Here is an 18,492-nt window from a genome sequence, read left to right on the forward strand (position 1 = left end):
CTACCGACATGGAACTCCTAACGGAGTATGCCATAGGCACTCAACTGTTATTGTGTACTTACATACACTTACCTCGATAATCTTTATTTTATCATTTTATTCGTATCAGGCTTCGCAAACTGAAACTCTCCCGTTTCGATTTGTAATTTGGGCGATGCCTTTTTCAACTGTTCGATTCCCGATTTACTTACTTTGGTTTGCCATAAATAAACCACTTTTAGGCTGGGATATTTTGCCAAAACTTGTAGTCCGCTATCGGTAATTTTTGTGCCATATAAATTGAGCTGTTCGAGACTTGGTAATGTTTTCAAATGCTCTAAAGAAGCGTCCGTTATGGCGGTATTTTCAAGATTTAACTTGGTCAGGTTTTTAAAGTTAGCGATTTTTTCTATGGCATCATCATTAACTGGTTGATTACTTAATCTTAGGTTAACGAGTTGATTATGAATGCTTTCTAAATCGTTTAATAATGAAGGTTGATAGTTTCGGACATTCACAAAATTGGCCGAAATATAATTTGAGCCATTGCCCAGATAAGTAATTCTGATGTTTTGTTGATTTAATTTTTCAAGTACAGATAAGCTGACGGCTTCTATATTGCTGGTCAGTAGTTTTGATTCGTTATTTTTGATATATTCTTTTTCAGCGATGGGAATATCTGAAATACTTTCAGGCGAAATTTGTGTATTTTGAATGACTAAATTAGAAGCCTTTTCGTTAGAAGTACTCTCAACTTCTTCTACAAAAGACGCTCCCCTTTTTATCCAAGAGTAAATGGTCGAAATCTCGTTTCGGGTAAGTTGCATTTTACCTTTTGGTGGCATGTGTTTATCATCGTTTTCGGGTAAAATTAAGTGCGTAAATAAGATACTTTGGTTTGGATTCCCAACGCTCACAATACGTCCAGTTTTGCCACCTTTTTTTATAAAATCTTCCGAATCTAAGCGTAATCCACCTTTCTTTTTACTTGCAGAGTGACAGTTATAGCACTTAGTTTTAAGAATCGGAATAATCTTATCTCGATACACAAACGATTTTCTTACGGCCGCATGATTGATGCTTTGTGTAGTGTCAATATTTTCAAAAGAAGCAATTTTTGTGGTGTCTATCGGTGTAGAAGTTTTGTTTTGAGAAGCAAATAGATAGCCCTCACCATGCGTGAGATTTCCACCAAAATGACCCGCTATCGTTAAACAAATGATGGTTGCGGTTGCTAAAATCCAGCGATGATTTTTGAGAAAATAGGCTAAAACTCCGAGAATGGCGGTACTTATACCTGTCCATTGATGTTTGAAAATGGCTTCGGTTTCGTAGTCGCCAGATTGGACTAAAAACCAACCTGCGATACAAGCTATTACAGAAGAAATCGTTCCGAGAAGTAGTGCTAAATCAATGGCAGCATTCATATCAATCTTTCTGAATTGCTGCAAAATCATCATTATATAAGCAAAAATCAGAATGCCGATGGGCAAATGCACAATGAGTGGATGTAAATGTCCGATTAATTCTGTTTGAAACATTTTTGTTTTTGTACAAAGATTTTCTCAAAATTAATCAAATTTACTTCTCAGAAAAGAAAGTAGTGAGATTAGATTTTATGTAGATAAAATTGGATGGAATGTATTTTAGAAGTCAGATTTTTATGCCTGACTTCTAAACTTTTATAATTTTCCTTTCAAAAAATCGGCAGTATAGTTTCCTTCGAGTTTTACCATTTCTTCTGGCGTACCTTCAAATGTTAAATAGCCACCTTTTTCGCCACCTTCAGGGCCTAAATCAATAATCCAGTCGGCCGATTTAATCACCTCCATATTATGCTCGATGATAATCACGGTGTCGCCTTGGTCAACCAAAGCATTGATGGCTTTCAAGAGTTTTTTGATGTCGTGGAAGTGCAAACCAGTAGTTGGTTCGTCAAAAACAAATAGCGTTTTACCTTTATCGGCATTGCCTTTGCTCAAGAAAAATGCCAATTTTACACGTTGTGCTTCTCCACCCGAAAGCGTACTTGACGACTGCCCCAAACCGATATAACCCAAGCCAACATCTTGGAGCGGACGAAGTTTATCGGCCAATTTTGGCTCACTTACACTAAAAAATTCAATGGCTTCGTCAACGGTCATTGCCAAGATATCGGCAATATCTTTTTCATTATATTTTACTTCCAGAATCTCCTGTTTAAAGCGTTTTCCGCCACAACTTTCGCATTTTAGGCGTACATCTGCCATAAATTGCATTTCGATTGTCTGCTCGCCTTCACCTTGGCAGGCTTCGCAACGCCCACCATCAACGTTGAATGAGAAGAAAGCTGGTTTGTAATCTCGTGCCTTTGAAAGTTGTTGTTCGGCCATCATTTGGCGAATGTAATCATAAGCCTTGATGTACGTAACAGGGTTCGAGCGAGATGATTTTCCAATTGGATTTTGGTCAATCATTTCAACCTGCGTGATGCGGTCGAGTGAACCAACCAAACCAGCGTATTTGCCTGCTTCTTCGCTATATTCTCCTTTCAAACGAGCGATTGCAGGGAATAGAATTTTACGAACTAAAGTCGATTTTCCTGAACCACTTACACCCGTAACAACTGTCAGTACACCCAACGGAAACTTTACATCAACTTCTTTGAGGTTGTTTTCTCTTGCACCTTTCAGTTCGATAAAATCAGTTGGTTTTCGGCGTTGTATAGGCACAGGAATTTGGTCGATTCCTGTAAGGAAATTGATGGTGTGAGAAATATTTTTTTCGCTTGATTTTTTATTAATTTCAGCCCAACTTCCTTGAAAAATCAACTCACCGCCCAGCCTTCCAGCATTTGGGCCGATGTCAATGATTTGGTCGGCAGCACGCATGACTTCTTCTTCGTGTTCAACCACAACTACTGTATTGCCCATATCTCGTAAAGATTCCAGAACGCTTACCAAACGCTGTGTATCTCGTGGGTGTAAGCCAATACTTGGTTCGTCAAGAATATACATCGACCCAACCAACGAACTACCGAGCGAAGTAGCCAACTTGATACGCTGAAATTCACCGCCCGAAAGACTTGAAGCAAGACGATTGAGTGTCAAATATCCCAGTCCAACCCGCTCCATAAACTCAAGACGGCTATCGATTTCAATCAAAATTCTTTTAGAAACGGCTTTTTGATAATCGGGTAATGCTAAATTCTTGAAGAAAACTGCCAAATCTGAAATTGGCATCAAAACCAAATCAACGATTGACGCACCGCCAATTTTTACGTAGCTGGCATCTTTTCGTAAGCGTGAACCTCGACAATCGGGACAGTCTGTGCGGCCACGATAGCGAGAAAGCATCACACGGTATTGTACTTTATGCACTTGGCTTTCGATGTCGGCAAAGAAAGCGTCAAGTCCTTGAAAATATTCGTTGCCCGTCCAAAGTAATTGTTGTTGTTCGGGTGTTAGGTCTTTGTATGAGCGGTGAATCGGGAAGTCGAAGCGAATACCATTTCTGAGCAAAGGAGCAAGCCATTCGCTCATGCGTTCGCTTCTCCACGGAGCAATTGCTCCTTCAAAAACTGAAAGGTTTTTATCGGGAATTACCAATTCTGGGTCAATTCCCAAAACTTTTCCGAAACCCTCGCAGCGTTTACAAGCTCCATAAGGATTATTGAACGTAAAGAGATTTACGCTCGGTTCTTCAAAAGCTATTCCGTCGAGTTCAAATTTATCTGAGAATGTACTGCGAATAGTTTGGCGTTCGCCAGTTTCGGCATTAGTTGAGATAACGTCAACGATACATTCGCCTTCGCCCTCAAAAAATGATGTTTGTACCGAGTCAGAAAAACGAAATTGTGTATCTTCATCGTCGTGTTTCACAACATTTCTGTCAATCAGAATTTCTAAATCTTGTTCGGTCGAAAGCTTGATTTTTGCTTCTTGGAGTTCTTCTATTTGCTTTATTTCTCCATCTACTACAATACGAGTGTAGCCTTTTTGGAGCAAAAGTTCTAATTCCTTTTCTATTTTTCGGCCTTCTTTTACTTTCAGAGGAGTTAGCACCATTACCCTTGTGCCTTCTTCGTGCGAAAGAATGAAATTTACGACATCGGTTACTGTATCTTTTCGTACTTCTTGCCCAGAAACAGGCGAGTAGGTAATACCCGCACGTGCAAAAAGAAGCTTTAAGTAATCGTAGATTTCAGTGGTTGTTCCGACCGTTGAGCGAGGGTTTTTGGTCGCAACTTTTTGTTCGATGGCAATCGCTGGCGAGACGCCTTTGATATAATCGACTTCGGGTTTTTCCATTCGACCCAAAAACTGACGAGCATACGAACTCAAACTTTCGACATACATACGCTGCCCCTCGGCAAAGAGGGTATCGAATGCCAACGAAGATTTGCCACTTCCCGACAGCCCCGTGACTACCACGAGCTTGTTGCGGGGAATTGCCACATCAATATTTTTGAGATTATTTACTTTTGCTCCCTTGATGATGATGTATTGCTTTGGGTCAAGAGATTCGACGTCGGTATGATGCGTGTTTTGGGTATTATTCATTCAATTGTTAAAGAATAGCTCGAACTAATTTAACCATTTTATCGGTAATATAGTTTCGTCATTTTAGGATTATTAAGCGTGCCGACCCCTTGAAGTCATCACCAGTTATTTTGATTTCATAAACACCTTTTTCTAAGCCTCTTATGTCGATTTCTTTTCGTTCGGCCGTATCGTCTAATTTAAACTTAAAAACTTGTTTTCCAGTAACGGTATAGAACTTTACTTCTAAATTTCGGAGCGTTTCTTTAGCATCTAAATAAATCAAATCGCCCGTTGCTGGATTTGGATAAACCGAAACAATATTTGTTGAGGCCTGAAAAATGATTGCTTCTGAAGGTTTGGATGTACAGCTAATCTCTTGATTATTAGGTGTTTTGTAGCTACGGAGAGTTGAAACTTGGTAACTGCCATTTTGTGTAACTTTTATATTTTGAGAAGCCGTTTTTAATAAAACGACGTTGTCTTTTTTCCATTCAAATTGGTCAGTAGATAAAAAGTCTCCGTTAGATGCTCTCAGAGTAAAGAGTCCAATTTGCGATAATATTGGTTGTTTTGGCGTTGGGTTGATGCTGAGTTTTTCGATAGTTGAAGTTGGCGATACGCAACCAAAATTATTGCTGACTTTTAGCGAGAATTCATAATTTCCGTTTTTATCGAGGGCAATAGTTTTTGAATTGGCATTATTACTCCATAAGGGTTTGTCGTTGCTGTCGGTCGAGAGCGTGATAACTTGCCCTTCACAAACATTATTGGTAGGAGAAACCAAGATTTTAGGCTGAGCAGGAATCGGATTTGCTTTTGTGGTCACTTTTTCCGAAACCTCCGAAATACAGCCGAAGTTATTTTGTGCTTTCACCGAAAAATCGCCCGATTTATCAACCGATATTTTCTGTGTGCTTTCTCCTGAACTCCAAATGTATGATTTTGCCCCCGAAATATTAGCTGTAAGTTCAATTTTTATAGTTCCTTCGGTGCAGAATTCCAAACTTTTATCAGCCGTAATAACAGGTTTTGTGGAAGGATAAATCAAGTTTGTGTTAATACTCGGCACAAGTAATTTATTGCCTTTGGGGTCTTTTACAGCTACCGTGAAAGTGCCTTTATCGACCGTAATTTGATTTGTTTTAGCATTGTTCGACCATTCGTAACTTTTTAGCCCTTCTGGCAGTTTGAGGCTTACTCGGTTGTTTGCATCACAGCTGATTTCGGGTTCGATGATTGATTTTGCCAAAATCGGTTTTGAGTTTTTGAAGAAATTATCGTCCAGCGATTTATCCCAATTCTCGGCTAAAAGCGAAATACCCATATTACCAGGCACATTCTGAAAATGCACATTGTCAATGCGTGGAATCTGTAAATTATCGGTGAAAGGGCCCGCAAAAACATTATTTCCTGCTTTATTGATTACTCGGTTTTGTCCACCAGTGACTTCTGGATTCGAGGGAGCCAAATACGTAACCGAAGTTCGAGCCACCATCCAAGTAAGATTTTCATCAAAATCATTTCTTGAAATATCTATCACTCGTTGAAGATTGGTAGAATAAGCATCAGCTGAAAGTCTATTCGGTGAATTATCGGTTTCGCCTTGAATCCAAAGCAGCGACCGAACACCCATCAATGAGCCATAGTAATTTAATGTATTTCGTAGGTTGACATAAGGCAACCCCTTGGGTAATTGGAAACGCCCGCCAACATCTAAAACAAAATTGAAAGTTGGTTTGCCTTCGGCACTTTCTCGCCAGTTAATGACCGAAACCAACAGAAGCCCTTCATTAAAAAATGCTACTGGTACGTTTAGTCTCTTTACGAGTCTATCGCCCAATTCTCCGTAGCACCACGGCCCATCACCCGAAGGGGCTATGTTTACTTTTTCACTCAATTGAACAAAATTAAGATTTTCGGGGAGTGGGTCTAATACTTCGGTGTTCTGAAAATCAATCGTATTTACTCTATCATCAGTTGCTCCTTTGGCTCCATAATTGGGTATTCCTTGAGCGTTTGATTGCCCCAAAGCGATAAAAACCTCACCAATTCCTACTTTTTCGATAGTTTTGGTTTGCAAAATGACATTATCTTTCGACACCCTGATGTCAAGTTTATACCAGCCACCTTGTCCTTGTATTTTTCCTGTAAAATATCCCGCTTTAGGATTCTCTTGTATTACACTCCAGTTTGTTTCTACACCTTGTCCAGCCAATACAGGAGTAAGTTTCGCTTCAACTTTATCAATAATTTGACTATAGTTTCCGATGATGTTAATGAATCCAACATTATCATTATTTCGTTGGAAAACGATGCGATTTGTGGGGAAATTGATAGTAAAAATATTGTTTGTTTGTGCCGATGTCGAGTAACTTCCCATCAAAGAAAACAACATGGGAAGTATAAGAAACTGTATTTTAAACTTGAAAGCCTTTGGTAAAATATAAGATTCGTAAAACATTGGGGACTTTTCGTTTCGGGGAGTGAATAATGGCAATTTAAAGCAAAAATAAGTCTTTTAAAAGATAAACAATCAATCCAGTGCTAATTTTAGCAAATCAAATGGTAGAATCTGGCCTTGAAAAATCGTACTTTTGCAAAATAAAACTTAAACCTCCCAAAAGAAAATTGGAAACATCTTTCGCCGTTATTTTTGACATGGATGGTGTCATCTGCGACACAAACCCTTATCACTCACTCGCTTGGAAAGCATATCTCGATAAACACGGAATAGCATCAAGTGAGGAAGAATTTATTGCTCACATGTACGGTAAAAGCAATAGTTATATTCTAAAGTATTTTTTTAAAAGAGAAATCGTAGGCGAAGAATTCGACCGCATGGAGTTTGAAAAGGAAGCTCTTTTTCGTGAAATCTACGAAGCACACGTAAAGCCAATTTCGGGTTTAATCGAATTTATCGAAGACCTAAAAGCTAATGGCGTGCGAACAGGAATAGCCACTTCGGCACCATATCTGAATATGGAAATGATTTTGAGCAAACTGCCACTGCGTGATAAAATGCAGTCATTATTGGCCAGCGAAGATGTAAACGCTCACAAACCAAACCCCGAAGTTTATCTCAAATCTGCTTCAAACTTAGATATTTCGCCTGAGAGATGCGTAGTTTTTGAAGATTCGTTCTCGGGCGTTACCGCAGGAAAAGCCGCAGGTGCAAAAGTTGTGGGCGTACTTTCGACTTATAAAAAAGAAGAACTTCCAGTTTGTGATGAATACATCGTTAATTACGAAGGGCTTACCTATCAGAAAATCAAAGAAATCGTCGGATAGATTTTATAGATTGTTTATGATTTCCACAGATTTTTGTTTAATCTGTGGAAATCAGCGTTATGAAATATCCGTTTCATCAGCGTGCCATATTTTAACAGCCAAAAAGAACTCCATTAATATAATCGCTTCAACTGACAGGTTAGAAACTTGTGCTACAATATTGTTTATAATGCTTACTCATTTACGTACTTTTTTTACCCATCGGCAGAGTTTGGCCATCGGTATGGTCTTTATTTCGGTGGGATTTTTATTTGGAAATTGGGCAACTTTAATTCCCTACATCAAACAAAAATTTGACTTAAACGATGCCCAGTTGGGTTTACTACTGCTAAGTTTTCCCATCGGAGCAACAGTCATGAATCCATTTTCGACCTTTTTCATCAATCGCTTCGGAATGCTCAATACAACTATTATTGGGCTGATTTTACTGGCTACCACATTTGTTTGTCCAGTTGGTGCAAGTTGCTTAGCTCTCACTTCTTTTAGCTTAATAATTGTAGGAATGTGCCTTTCGGTTACGAATGTGGCCATGAATACCTGCGTAACGAGCCTTGAGCATCAGTATGGCATCAATATTATGTCAACTTGCCACGGAATGTTCAGTGCGGGACTCATGTTTGGCTCAATAGCCGCCAGTATTTTGCGTGGAATGAAAATCGAACCAGCTTTACAGATGGGGGCCATCGCAGTTGTGATTACAGCTTTGGTTCTGCTACTCCGACCAACGATTTTGGGTATTCACGAAGAAAAAATTATTGAGGAAGAAAGCGGAGGAGGTGGAGCAAAGTTCATTCTTCCGAAAGGAGCTTTATTATTAATGATTCTGATAAGCCTCTGCACCAACGTAACCGAAGGAACAATGGCTGATTGGACGGCCGTTTATATGCGAGACATCGTTCAGACCGATGATTATTTTATTGGCTGGGGTTTGGCTGGTTATTCAATGTTTATGTCGTTGGGGCGTTTCGTGGGCGATGCTCTCATTCCTCGTTTCGGGGGAAATGCCGTTCTTCGCACGGGCGGAATTATCGCCGCTTTGGGTATTACGTTGGCCATTATTTTTCCTTATACCATAACAGCTATTTTGGGTTTTACGCTCGTGGGTGCAGGCGTATCGTGCGGAGCTCCTATATTATATGGTAGTGCGGCTCGTGTGCCAGGTATGGCCAAAGGTGCAGGTCTGGCAACCATGAATACTTTCAGCATGGGAGGTTTTTTGGCTGGGCCAGTCTTGATAGGTTTTATCTCAAAAAGTATCAGTCTTCCTTTTGCATTTTCGATAGTGGCAGTTTTGGCACTTGTTTGGGCTTTTTTGGTGAATCGGGTGAAATTATACTAATGTTTTTTCTTGAAAAGATAGTTTTCACTTCGCCACAAGCTATGTGCCAATTTTTTATTTACCATTAAATAAAAAAAACATTTCTCATAAATGTTACCACTCAGCAGAATTATAGCCAAATACTTGCTTATGGAATGATAATTGCTTAGTTTTATCGCAGAAAGCACTGGAAAATTCTTAAAAAGTACCCAACAACCCCTCATTAAGATGTTGTTGACCATTAAATAAAATTTAGTAAGAAAGTTTTTTCTTATTAAAACAAGTATTTACCTTTATATCAGGAAAACAAGATAAACGTATTAATATATGAAAAAAATCATCTACTCACTTGGCGTCTGCTTATTGGCTGGCCATGTTAATGCACAGTTTGTCAATAGTACAGACTTCTATGTAAGCGAGGGTGCAGTCGTGAGCTTCAATACCGATGTAGTAAATGAAGGTAAAATTACTAATAACGGTAAAGTTCATTTCCAAAAAAACTTAGAAAACCTTAGCACTGTTCAATCAACAGGAGTAGCGGTTTTTGATGGTAACGGGACTCAACTTATCAAAAGCAAAAACGAACTCTCATTTAGCCAATTAATGTTGGATAATGATGTAAAACTCGAAACTCCAGTTCGTGTAAACGAATCAGTAGCATTCCGTCGTGGCGTAATTGAATCTTCATCAACAAATCCATTAGTGTTCTCAGCAGATGCAAAGCATAGCGGAGCTTCAGACTTCTCACACGTAAGAGGTGTAGTGAAGAAAGAAGGTAGCGAAGCTTTTGAATTTCCATTGGGCGATGGCACAAATTTCCGTGCATTCAGTGTAGCACGTAACTCAGAAAGCCAAACACTTTCAGCTTCATATTTATACAAAAGCCCATTGAATATCTCTGGCCAAGTTTCAGAAAACGTTGAGACTATCAACGAAAACGAATACTGGACTTTGAAATCAGAATCAGTAAAAGCTTCTGCTAAAGTAGCAGTAAATGGTCAAGCTGGTTTAGAAGAAGTAGCTTATTTGAAAAGAGGTACTTGGAATGTTTTAGAAGATTCAAAACTTTCTGCTTCAACTGATTTGTCAAATGGTACTTTGTTTACACTTGCAAAAAGCCGTAATATCAAAGCTGAGATTGGTGTTTATCCTAACCCAACAGAAGGCGAGTACTTCTTGAAGTTGGGTGGAATGAACGAAAACGAGCAAATCACGGTAGATGTAACAAACCAAGATGGTTCGACAATCATGCACAAAGAAGGTATGGTAAAAGATTTACGTAAAGCATACCAATTACCAAGCAACCTTCCTGCTACTGAACTTACAGTTCGTGTATTGAGAGTTGAAAATAAACCATTGGTTCAAAAAATGATTTTGAAAAAATAATCAATAGCCGTACAGGTTTACGATTATAATATCATAAAATGGGAAAGCCGCTTCAAACGAAGTGGCTTTCTTGTTTTTATACCTTTTATAAACTTTAAAAATTGGGTAATTGAGATAAGATAAGTAGCATTGTGATAATTTTCGTTCTTCTGTGAAAGTCGCTGTTTAAGTAATAGGATAGTTATAATCGATAATTTTTCAAACAGCTAAATAACTGTTTATTAGTTAATTAACGTAAATTCGGCATTGTCAATATTATGTAAAGCTCTCATAGTCAGCAATTTAAAATAAAAAATATTTCGTAGGAGTTAAATATCGGTAGAAAATGTGACCTCCTTGCTTCTAAAGCCCTATCGGGGCGACCGTCAATATTAAGCCCCTTATTTTAATCCCGAATTCACGTTTAATTACCTTACTGTGGACTTGTCGAACGCATCGGCGGTCCGATATTGACCATAGACTACTTAATCTGCATTTAGAAAGAAACCCTATGAGCTGTTTTGGTTTGATGAAGTGAACGAAAGTTTCTGAAATGCAATCCATCATTTTTCCAATCAGATTGGCTATAAAAAAATAGACTCCCATAAAGAGAGTCTATCTTACTTTTACAATTTTGGATTACTATAATAACTTAAAGATTTCGATTTCCCTGAACTTTAATATCTTATAGTATAAAAGATTCACTAAAGTGAGACTTATTTTTATTCAAAAGGTAATGATTAACAACCGCAACCAGTTCCAGTACCTACAGTAACAGTTGGAGCGGCAGCAACTACAGAAGAAGCAACAGTACCAACTTTAGCAAGTACTCCAGCTACAGTAGATTTAACGGCAGCCACAGTAGGAGCTGCATTCACAGTTACAGAAGGTACACAGATAGCAGGAGTTGAGATAGCAGTTCCACCGATTACGTTCTCTGCGTTGAATTCAAAAGCATTAAATTTTTCCATTGTTTTTAATTTTAAAAGGTTCGTAAAAAAATATAGTTACTTAAAAAAGTACAACTTTAGATATTAACATCCACAGCCGTTAGAAGTACCAGCTGAAACACCAACGTTAACAGAAGCACCAACGTGAGCAGAAACAGATGTAGCAGTAGTGTGAACAGTAGATAGCAACCCACCAACTTTAGCTAAAGTACCAGCCACAGTAGCTTTCACACCAGCAACTACTGGAGCAGCGTTAACAGTTACAGAAGGTACACAGATACAAGGAGTTGAGATAGCAGTTCCACCGATTACGTTCTCTGCATTGAATTCAAAAGAGTTAAATTTTTCCATTGTTTTTAAAGTTTTTTGGTAAAATAATATAGAATATTGATATGAAAATATCCAAAAACCAGTGGTGAAGTATTGAAACTTCACCAAATTTGTCAAGGCAACATGCCCTTATGAGGCAGTACCTCACAATCGAACTTCTACAAATTTGAGTTACAGCAAGATTTGTTTTTCTGCTTAACCATATCATTACGACCCAAAGGTCATCTGAAGTAGGATAAGCTACTGAGCGAATTTCTTAAGATAGAAATAACCGAATGAAGCGATTAATCCTGACATTTTTATAATCAATAGTAAGCTTTGAATTTTTTCATTTTTAAATGATATACTAAAAACTTTACTAATTGGTGTAGATTTATTTTACTCAATAATCAACAGGGTACGTGTTTTCTAAAATCTTTAATTGTAGGATAAGCAACGAGAGTTTATAATAGTTGTGAGAAAACAGCAATTTAATACACTTACGAAATTGGTTTTATTTTGGATTTAAATATTTGTATATTTTTTTAAATTTTTAATTTTAACAATCATTTTAAATCGAAAATGAAACGTGTATTCGGAAAACGTGTCTTTTTTTAATTTTTAGAGTAGATACGAAAATGGTTTTAGTTTGGATTTAAGAGATATTATTTTTTTTATAATTAATTGAAGTACATAATAAAAGGATACTCCAATTTATCGTTATTATAAAAAAAGATTTGATTTTGTTATATTTTATGCAATATTAGAATATCTAATAACCTGTTGATTTTATTTTAATGACACCAGCGAAAGGGAAAATATTGATTGCAGAACCGTTTTTAGGAGATAAAAACTTCGAGCGAAGTGTGGTATTGCTATGCGAATATAATGAGCAAGGAGCGTTTGGATTGGTATTAAACCAGTTGACAAATTTGAAGTTAGATGATGTAATGGAAAATATTTATGGTGAACTGCCACTATATTTAGGTGGGCCAGTTGAACAAAATACCCTCCATTTTATACATCGTTTGGGTAATGAAATTGAAGGTGCAGTTGATATTGGAAATGGAATATTTTGGTCGGGTGATTTTGAGCAGATAAAAACCTTGGTGAATATCGGAAAAATAACAGAAGATGATATTCGGCTTTTTATAGGTTATTCGGGGTGGTCAGGTGGCCAATTAGAGGTAGAACTCAAGCAAAATTCTTGGATTGTATCGGACACCGATGCCAGCTTGATTTTTGAAACTCCAAGTAAGAATTTTTGGCGAGAAGTACTGAAACGGATGGGTGGGCAATATAAAGTTTTATCTAATTACCCAACCGACCCACGGCTAAACTAATCAGAGCGTGTAATTGCTTTAAAACTACACGCTCTGATTAATGATTTTAGTTTACTTTACCTTTCCCATAAATAATTTCGCCTGATTTCAGACCAGTATGTTTGCCATTTTCAAGCACGGCCACACCATTAACCAGTACGGCATCAATGCCTTCTGAGTAGGCGTGGGGCTTTTCAAATGTAGCTTTATCGGTAATTTTATTTTCATCAAAAATCACGATGTCGGCCGCATAGCCCGTACGAATTAAGCCACGATTATCAATTCTAAATCGTTGGGCTGGGAGAGAAGTCATTCGACGAACAGCATCTTCCAAGCGTAGTACGTTTTTTTCTCGCACATATACACCTAACACACGGGCGTTTGAGCCATATCCACGTGGGTGTGGTACATTTCGGTTAAACTGGATTACACCCGCATCAGAAGCAATCATCGTGAATGGATACTGTAAAATTCGAGCCACATCTTCTTCGCTCATTTTATGAAAAATCATTTGAGCTCCACCTTTATCAACCATGTCCATGATGAGGTCTGCTTCGGTTTCCATATTTAATTTCCTGCCTAAAAGCTTATTGATTTCGGTAATGTTCTTTCCATTAAGTGTCGAATCGGCTCTGTAACGTGCCACAAAAGCATAATCGAAGTTTTTACGATTATCTGCCTTCAAGCCTTTTAGCATTTCTTCTCGAATCTTTTTGCGAGTTTCAGGGTCAGTCAATCGAATATGTACCAACGAATCGCCGTCGGCTAATGCCCACGAAGGAAGCATCGTGCCCATGTTTGTGCTACTTGCTGTGTATGGATATTGGTCAATATTTACGTCAATTCCTTCCAAACGTGCTTTTTCTACTAAATCAAGGGTTACGTTGCTTTGCCCCCAAAGAGGTTTGCTCGAAATCTTAAAATGCGAAATCTCGACAGGAATGTGTGCCTCTCGCCCAATATTGATTGCCTCATTGATAGCTTCTTTGACTTTTGAGGCTTCATCTCTGATGTGCGAAGCGTAAATTCCGCCATAAGAAGAAGCAACTTTGGCAAGCCCAACAACTTCAGGAGTTTTAGAATAGGTGCCTGGAATATAAATCAAGCCTGTTGCCAGACCAACTGCTCCATCTTTCATGGCTTGCTCCACGAGAGCTTCCATCTGAGTTTGTTCTTTGGCGGTTGGGTCACGAAATACATTTTTCATGACATATCTTCGTACCGAATTATGGCCAATCAATGAGCCAAGATTTACGCTTAATTTTATTTGTTTGAGTTCATCAAAAAACTTAGCTAAGTTTACTTCGGAGCTACCACAATTGCCAGTAATGATGCTTGTCACACCATCATAGATAAAATTATCGGCCGTAGGGAGTTTCTGAATAGCATCTTCTACGTGCGTATGCACATCAATGAAACCAGGGCAAACGATTTGGTTTTTGGCATCAATAACCTTAGTAGCATCGCTTGCTTGTATAAAGCCAATGAAGGTAATTTGTCCGTTTTTTATGCCGACATCGGCCGAAAACCACGGATTCCCCGACCCATCAATGATACGCCCGTTTTTGATAACAGTGTCATATTTTTGGGCAAATAAGCTAAAAGAAAATGTAAAACTAATAAGCAGAAAAAACAGGTGTTTTTTGCTGAGGAGTTTGTTGAAGTATTTCATGTGTTTAGGTAGTTTTTGAATCCTACTAAAATACGAACTTATTATGTGAAATGAAATATTTATGTTCAAAAGCCAGTTTTTGGCTGTGATTTAAGCTATTTTTGTAAAAATTTAGACAAAAGATATTAGACAATAGCCAAAAGAAGAATGCCTTTTCTCATATCTCGTGTCTATTGTCTCACGTCTTATTTATCATAATCAATGCAATCAGAAACGGCAGGCTTCTTTAATCGTCAGACTTTATTCATTGTTTTTTTCGGATTAATCTACTTTTCGTTATCGCTTCCAGCAGGTTATGCGGGTTTTAATATAGATGCTTCGTGGCATGAGTCTCTTGTGATGGCGATTGATAAAGGCTTCGTTTTCGGGCATGATTTTATTTTTAATTACGGCCCGTTGGGCTATCTCAATACTGGACTTTTACCCAAAAGCGTTCCGATTTGGGTCTTGGTTTCGGCCGAAGTTTTTACGCTGCTCAATTACCTGATTATCATCAAATTTTGTTTTCAGAAAGCAGGTAAAAATTGGTGGATTGTGGCGGTTTCGTCGTTATTGATTTTTATGCCGTGGGGTTTTATTTCTGATACTTCATTTACGTTTTTCTATTTCTATTTGTTTTGGTTGCTTTATGCCCTTCGTACTCGTAACTCGGCTGCTTTGTTGTTGGCGGTCTTAATCTCAGTACTCATTTTCTACATAAAAGTAAACCTAAGTATTATAGTTTATGGCCTTTTTGGTGCATCTTTGGTCTATTTTGGATTGATTAAAGCCTTTACACTCCGTACGCTTATTGTTTGTTGGGTTGCCCAAATTTTACTGACTTATGCACTTTCGTTTATCTTGCATGTTGATATTCCAGCGTATCTCGAAGTCAGCCTTAAAATCATAGATGCCTACCAAGATGCAATGGCTGCCATGCTTCTGACTACCAAAGAATTGCTTTCTTTACTATTTTTTGAGGCATTGATTGTGGTGGTCGTTTTAGCTTTTGTTTTCAAGTCTTTTCGTTCAATTTTTCAGAAAAATTTCGAGGGCGTGTACTTATATCTGCTCATTGCACTTGCTTGGTTTTTGGGTTTCAAACAAGCCCACACGGCCGTTGGAGCGTATAATATTTTCGGGTTTTTCTTATTGATGCCCCCATTGGCCGCACTGATTTATTTATTTACCGAAAACTCGTATAAGATTTGGGCTGGGCGAATGTTTGTGGCTGTTTTGTGTTTACAATTATTGGCTACCCAACTGATTCGTTTTTATATTGGAGAAAAGACCCTCAAAGGATATTTGCTGACTTATCCGCCAACCAGTATTTCGCAGAAAATTTCGGAGAAAGGATTTTCAGGAAAAGATTTAGTAGAAATTTTGGAACAGAAAAATCCTATAAATTACCTAAAAAGACTCGTCAGCTACGAATATGAAGACAACTTCAAAAATTCGCCAGTAAGATTGCCAAGCAACCTGATGGCTAAAGTAGGAAATGCCAGTATTGATATAGTTCCGCATCAGATTTCGCATATTTATTTCAATCAACTGAATTATAATCCACGCCCAATCATACAATCTTATCAAGCCAATAGCGACTGGTTGATGAAAAAAAATGGCGAAAAATATCTATCAAAAACTGCTCCCGAATTTGTGCTGTTTCGCACCGAAGCATTTCGTGAGCAAAATCCGTTTTGGGTAGAAACCGATTTGAGTGAGGCACTTTTGAGAAATTATGCTCTGACCGATACGACCGTCATTCAGCAAGATACATTTTATTTGTTTCAAAAAAATAAGGTGCTTAAAGGTTTGATATACAGCGATTTATCAAGTATTAAGTTTAAATTAAACGAAGATATATCTTTGCCAAAATCACCGAACCCGATTCGTTTTTCGGCAAAAATCAATTATAGTACGAAAGGAAAATTGGCAAGGTTGTTTTTCCAACCACCTTATTTATATTGCTTGGTAACTTACGAAAACGGCCGTCAAGAAAACTTCCGAGTGATTGATAAAATCTTGCGTGGTGGTGTATTTATCAATCAAAAAGTAACCACTCAAGCCGAGGCGTGTAACTTTTTCTTGAATAAGGGTGTTGATAATCAGAGAGTTACAAAGATTCGTTTTTGGGCGAAATACACTTCGGGCTTTGAAGAAGGCTTTGAAGGAACATTTAAAGAGTTAAAAATTAGTAATTAAATTGAAAATAAACCCTCTCTATTGGGGAGGGCAGGGAGAGGTTTATGGAAGAAATAGAAAATACATTTGAACAATTTGAGCTTAATCGTCAGCTACTCAATGCCGTGGCTGATGCTGGTTATACAATACCCACGCCGATTCAACAGAAAACTATTCTGTTGACTTTGCAAGGGCACGACGTTTTGGGAATTGCTCAGACTGGCACGGGCAAAACTGCTGCTTATCTTCTGCCGGTTTTGATGAAAGTAAAATACGCACAGGGGAAATTGCCTCGATGCTTGATTTTTGCACCTACCCGTGAGTTGGTGATTCAGATTGACAAAGCGGTAGGGGAACTGGCAAAATATACCGATATTCGTCACGTAGCACTTTATGGTGGCCTTGGCCCAAAAACTCAAATCGAAGCCATTCAGGCGGGTGTTGATATTATTGTTTCGACTCCTGGTCGATTCATGGATTTATATTTGCGTGGCGAAATTGGCGTGAAAGACATCAAAGTGATGATTCTGGATGAGGCCGATAAGATGATGGATATGGGTTTCATGCCGCAGATTCGTAGTATTTTGGAGGTAATTCCTCGTAAAAGACAAAATCTGTTGTTTTCGGCCACTTTTCCCGAAAAAGTAGAGAAACTTTCCTACGAATTCCTCGAATTTCCTACTCGTATCGAAGTTTCTCCGCAAGCTACTACTGCTGAAACCGTTAAGCAACGAATGTTTCCAGTGCCAAATACGCAAACAAAAATCAATATTTTGGCGTATCTTTTCAAGACTGGCGAGATACAAAAAACGATTATTTTTACTCGCTCAAAAGACATTGCCGACAAGGTTTTTGAGGCTCTCAAGGGGCCAATCATAGCCAAAGGAGATATTCGAGTGATTCACGCCAACAAAGGCCAAAATACTCGTATTAATTCAATGGACGCCTTTCGTGAGGGTGATGTAAAAGTTTTAATCTCGACCGATGTGGCGGCCAGAGGGATTGATATTCAGAATGTTAGCCACGTAATAAATTTTGACGTACCGCTCATTTATGAAGATTACGTGCATCGAATTGGGCGAACTGGGCGAGCCAACAATATCGGCGAAGCCATCACTTTCTTGACGCCTGCTGAGGAATATCACATCAAAAAAATTGAGAAAATTATTCGCATGGAAATTCCTCGTGAGTTGATTCCGCTCGATGTAGAAATCGCTCCGACACCATTTGATGAAAATCAAGCGATGTTGCTCGAAATTGATAATCAACGCAAAAAAGAAGACCCAACTTTCAAAGGTGCGTTCCACGAAAAGAAAAATCCAAGAGCTGCCGCAGCCAAGAAAAAGGCGATGACTTCGGGTAAAAGTGGAGGAGGTTCATCATCAAAAAGCTCATCTTCGGGTGGAAAAAAATATGGTTTTTCAAAAAGCAATAAAGGTTCTAAGAGATAAGTAGTCGATGGTCAATAGACTACAAGTCCACAGAAAGTTCATAGCTTATAAACAGAAATGAGACGAATACCAAGCAGAATCCCGAAGGGATGGAATAATGAAAAACAGCTTTTTAGCGTTTATTAGAACCAAAAATTTCGAATGCTCGATAAATA

Annotated in this window: 12 protein-coding genes; 6 read left to right on the forward strand and 6 right to left on the reverse strand. The window is 38.3% G+C overall.

Annotated features, from left to right (window positions below; translation table 11 throughout):
• Positions 1 to 83 precede the first annotated feature (83 nt).
• From IEX65_RS08875 to IEX65_RS08885, 3 genes are all read right to left on the reverse strand, one after another.
• Positions 84 to 1,520: a c-type cytochrome domain-containing protein gene (locus IEX65_RS08875; protein ID WP_188765691.1), complete on the reverse strand. Its 1,437-nt coding sequence runs from the start codon at positions 1,518 to 1,520 to the stop codon at positions 84 to 86.
• Positions 1,521 to 1,661: 141 nt separating this feature from the next.
• Positions 1,662 to 4,520: an excinuclease ABC subunit UvrA gene (uvrA, locus tag IEX65_RS08880; RefSeq protein WP_188765692.1), complete on the reverse strand. Its 2,859-nt coding sequence runs from the start codon at positions 4,518 to 4,520 to the stop codon at positions 1,662 to 1,664.
• 58 nt (positions 4,521 to 4,578) lie between these two features.
• Entirely contained in the window at positions 4,579 to 6,963 is a 2,385-nt protein-coding gene (locus tag IEX65_RS08885) for a T9SS type A sorting domain-containing protein (protein WP_188765693.1), read from the reverse strand.
• A gap of 167 nt (positions 6,964 to 7,130) precedes the next feature.
• Here IEX65_RS08885 and IEX65_RS08890 point away from each other — a divergent pair, with 167 nt between their 5' ends.
• The 3 genes from IEX65_RS08890 (at position 7,131) to IEX65_RS08900 (ending at position 10,494) form a co-directional block, all read left to right on the forward strand.
• Positions 7,131 to 7,790 (forward strand): HAD family hydrolase, encoded by a 660-nt coding sequence (locus IEX65_RS08890; RefSeq protein WP_229250581.1) that lies wholly within the window; start codon positions 7,131 to 7,133, stop codon positions 7,788 to 7,790.
• Positions 7,791 to 7,959: 169 nt separating this feature from the next.
• Entirely contained in the window at positions 7,960 to 9,129 is a 1,170-nt protein-coding gene (locus IEX65_RS08895) for an MFS transporter (RefSeq protein ID WP_188765694.1), read from the forward strand.
• Positions 9,130 to 9,435: 306 nt separating this feature from the next.
• Entirely contained in the window at positions 9,436 to 10,494 is a 1,059-nt protein-coding gene (locus IEX65_RS08900) for a hypothetical protein (RefSeq protein WP_188765695.1), read from the forward strand.
• Between the two features lie 719 nt (positions 10,495 to 11,213).
• Here the strand turns inward: IEX65_RS08900 and IEX65_RS08905 are convergent.
• Together IEX65_RS08905 and IEX65_RS08910 are read right to left on the reverse strand one after the other, a co-directional pair.
• Positions 11,214 to 11,444 carry a hypothetical protein gene (locus IEX65_RS08905; RefSeq protein WP_188765696.1) on the reverse strand — a complete coding sequence of 77 codons (231 nt, stop codon included), beginning with the start codon at positions 11,442 to 11,444 and terminating at the stop codon, positions 11,214 to 11,216.
• Between the two features lie 63 nt (positions 11,445 to 11,507).
• Positions 11,508 to 11,774 carry a hypothetical protein gene (locus IEX65_RS08910; RefSeq protein ID WP_188765697.1) on the reverse strand — a complete coding sequence of 89 codons (267 nt, stop codon included), beginning with the start codon at positions 11,772 to 11,774 and terminating at the stop codon, positions 11,508 to 11,510.
• A 755-nt stretch (positions 11,775 to 12,529) separates the two neighbouring features.
• On the opposite strand from IEX65_RS08910, the gene IEX65_RS08915 reads away from it, so the two are divergent.
• On the forward strand, positions 12,530 to 13,075 hold the full coding sequence (locus tag IEX65_RS08915; protein WP_188765698.1) for a YqgE/AlgH family protein: 546 nt from the start codon (positions 12,530 to 12,532) through the stop codon (positions 13,073 to 13,075).
• A 46-nt stretch (positions 13,076 to 13,121) separates the two neighbouring features.
• Here the strand turns inward: IEX65_RS08915 and IEX65_RS08920 are convergent, their stop codons facing one another.
• Positions 13,122 to 14,726, reverse strand: a complete 1,605-nt coding sequence (locus IEX65_RS08920) for an N-acyl-D-amino-acid deacylase family protein (RefSeq protein WP_188765699.1) — start codon at positions 14,724 to 14,726, stop codon at positions 13,122 to 13,124.
• A 201-nt stretch (positions 14,727 to 14,927) separates the two neighbouring features.
• On the opposite strand from IEX65_RS08920, the gene IEX65_RS08925 reads away from it, so the two are divergent.
• Together IEX65_RS08925 and IEX65_RS08930 are read left to right on the forward strand one after the other, a co-directional pair.
• On the forward strand, positions 14,928 to 16,907 hold the full coding sequence (locus IEX65_RS08925) for a hypothetical protein (protein WP_188765700.1): 1,980 nt from the start codon (positions 14,928 to 14,930) through the stop codon (positions 16,905 to 16,907).
• Positions 16,908 to 16,951: 44 nt separating this feature from the next.
• A complete protein-coding gene (locus IEX65_RS08930) occupies positions 16,952 to 18,337 on the forward strand; it encodes a DEAD/DEAH box helicase (protein ID WP_188765701.1) in 1,386 nt (461 codons plus the stop codon).
• Positions 18,338 to 18,492 lie beyond the last annotated feature (155 nt).

Origin of the sequence: Emticicia aquatilis, assembly GCF_014644295.1 — a bacterium.
In the GTDB taxonomy this organism is placed as follows: Bacteria; Bacteroidota; Bacteroidia; order Cytophagales; family Spirosomataceae; genus Emticicia; species Emticicia aquatilis.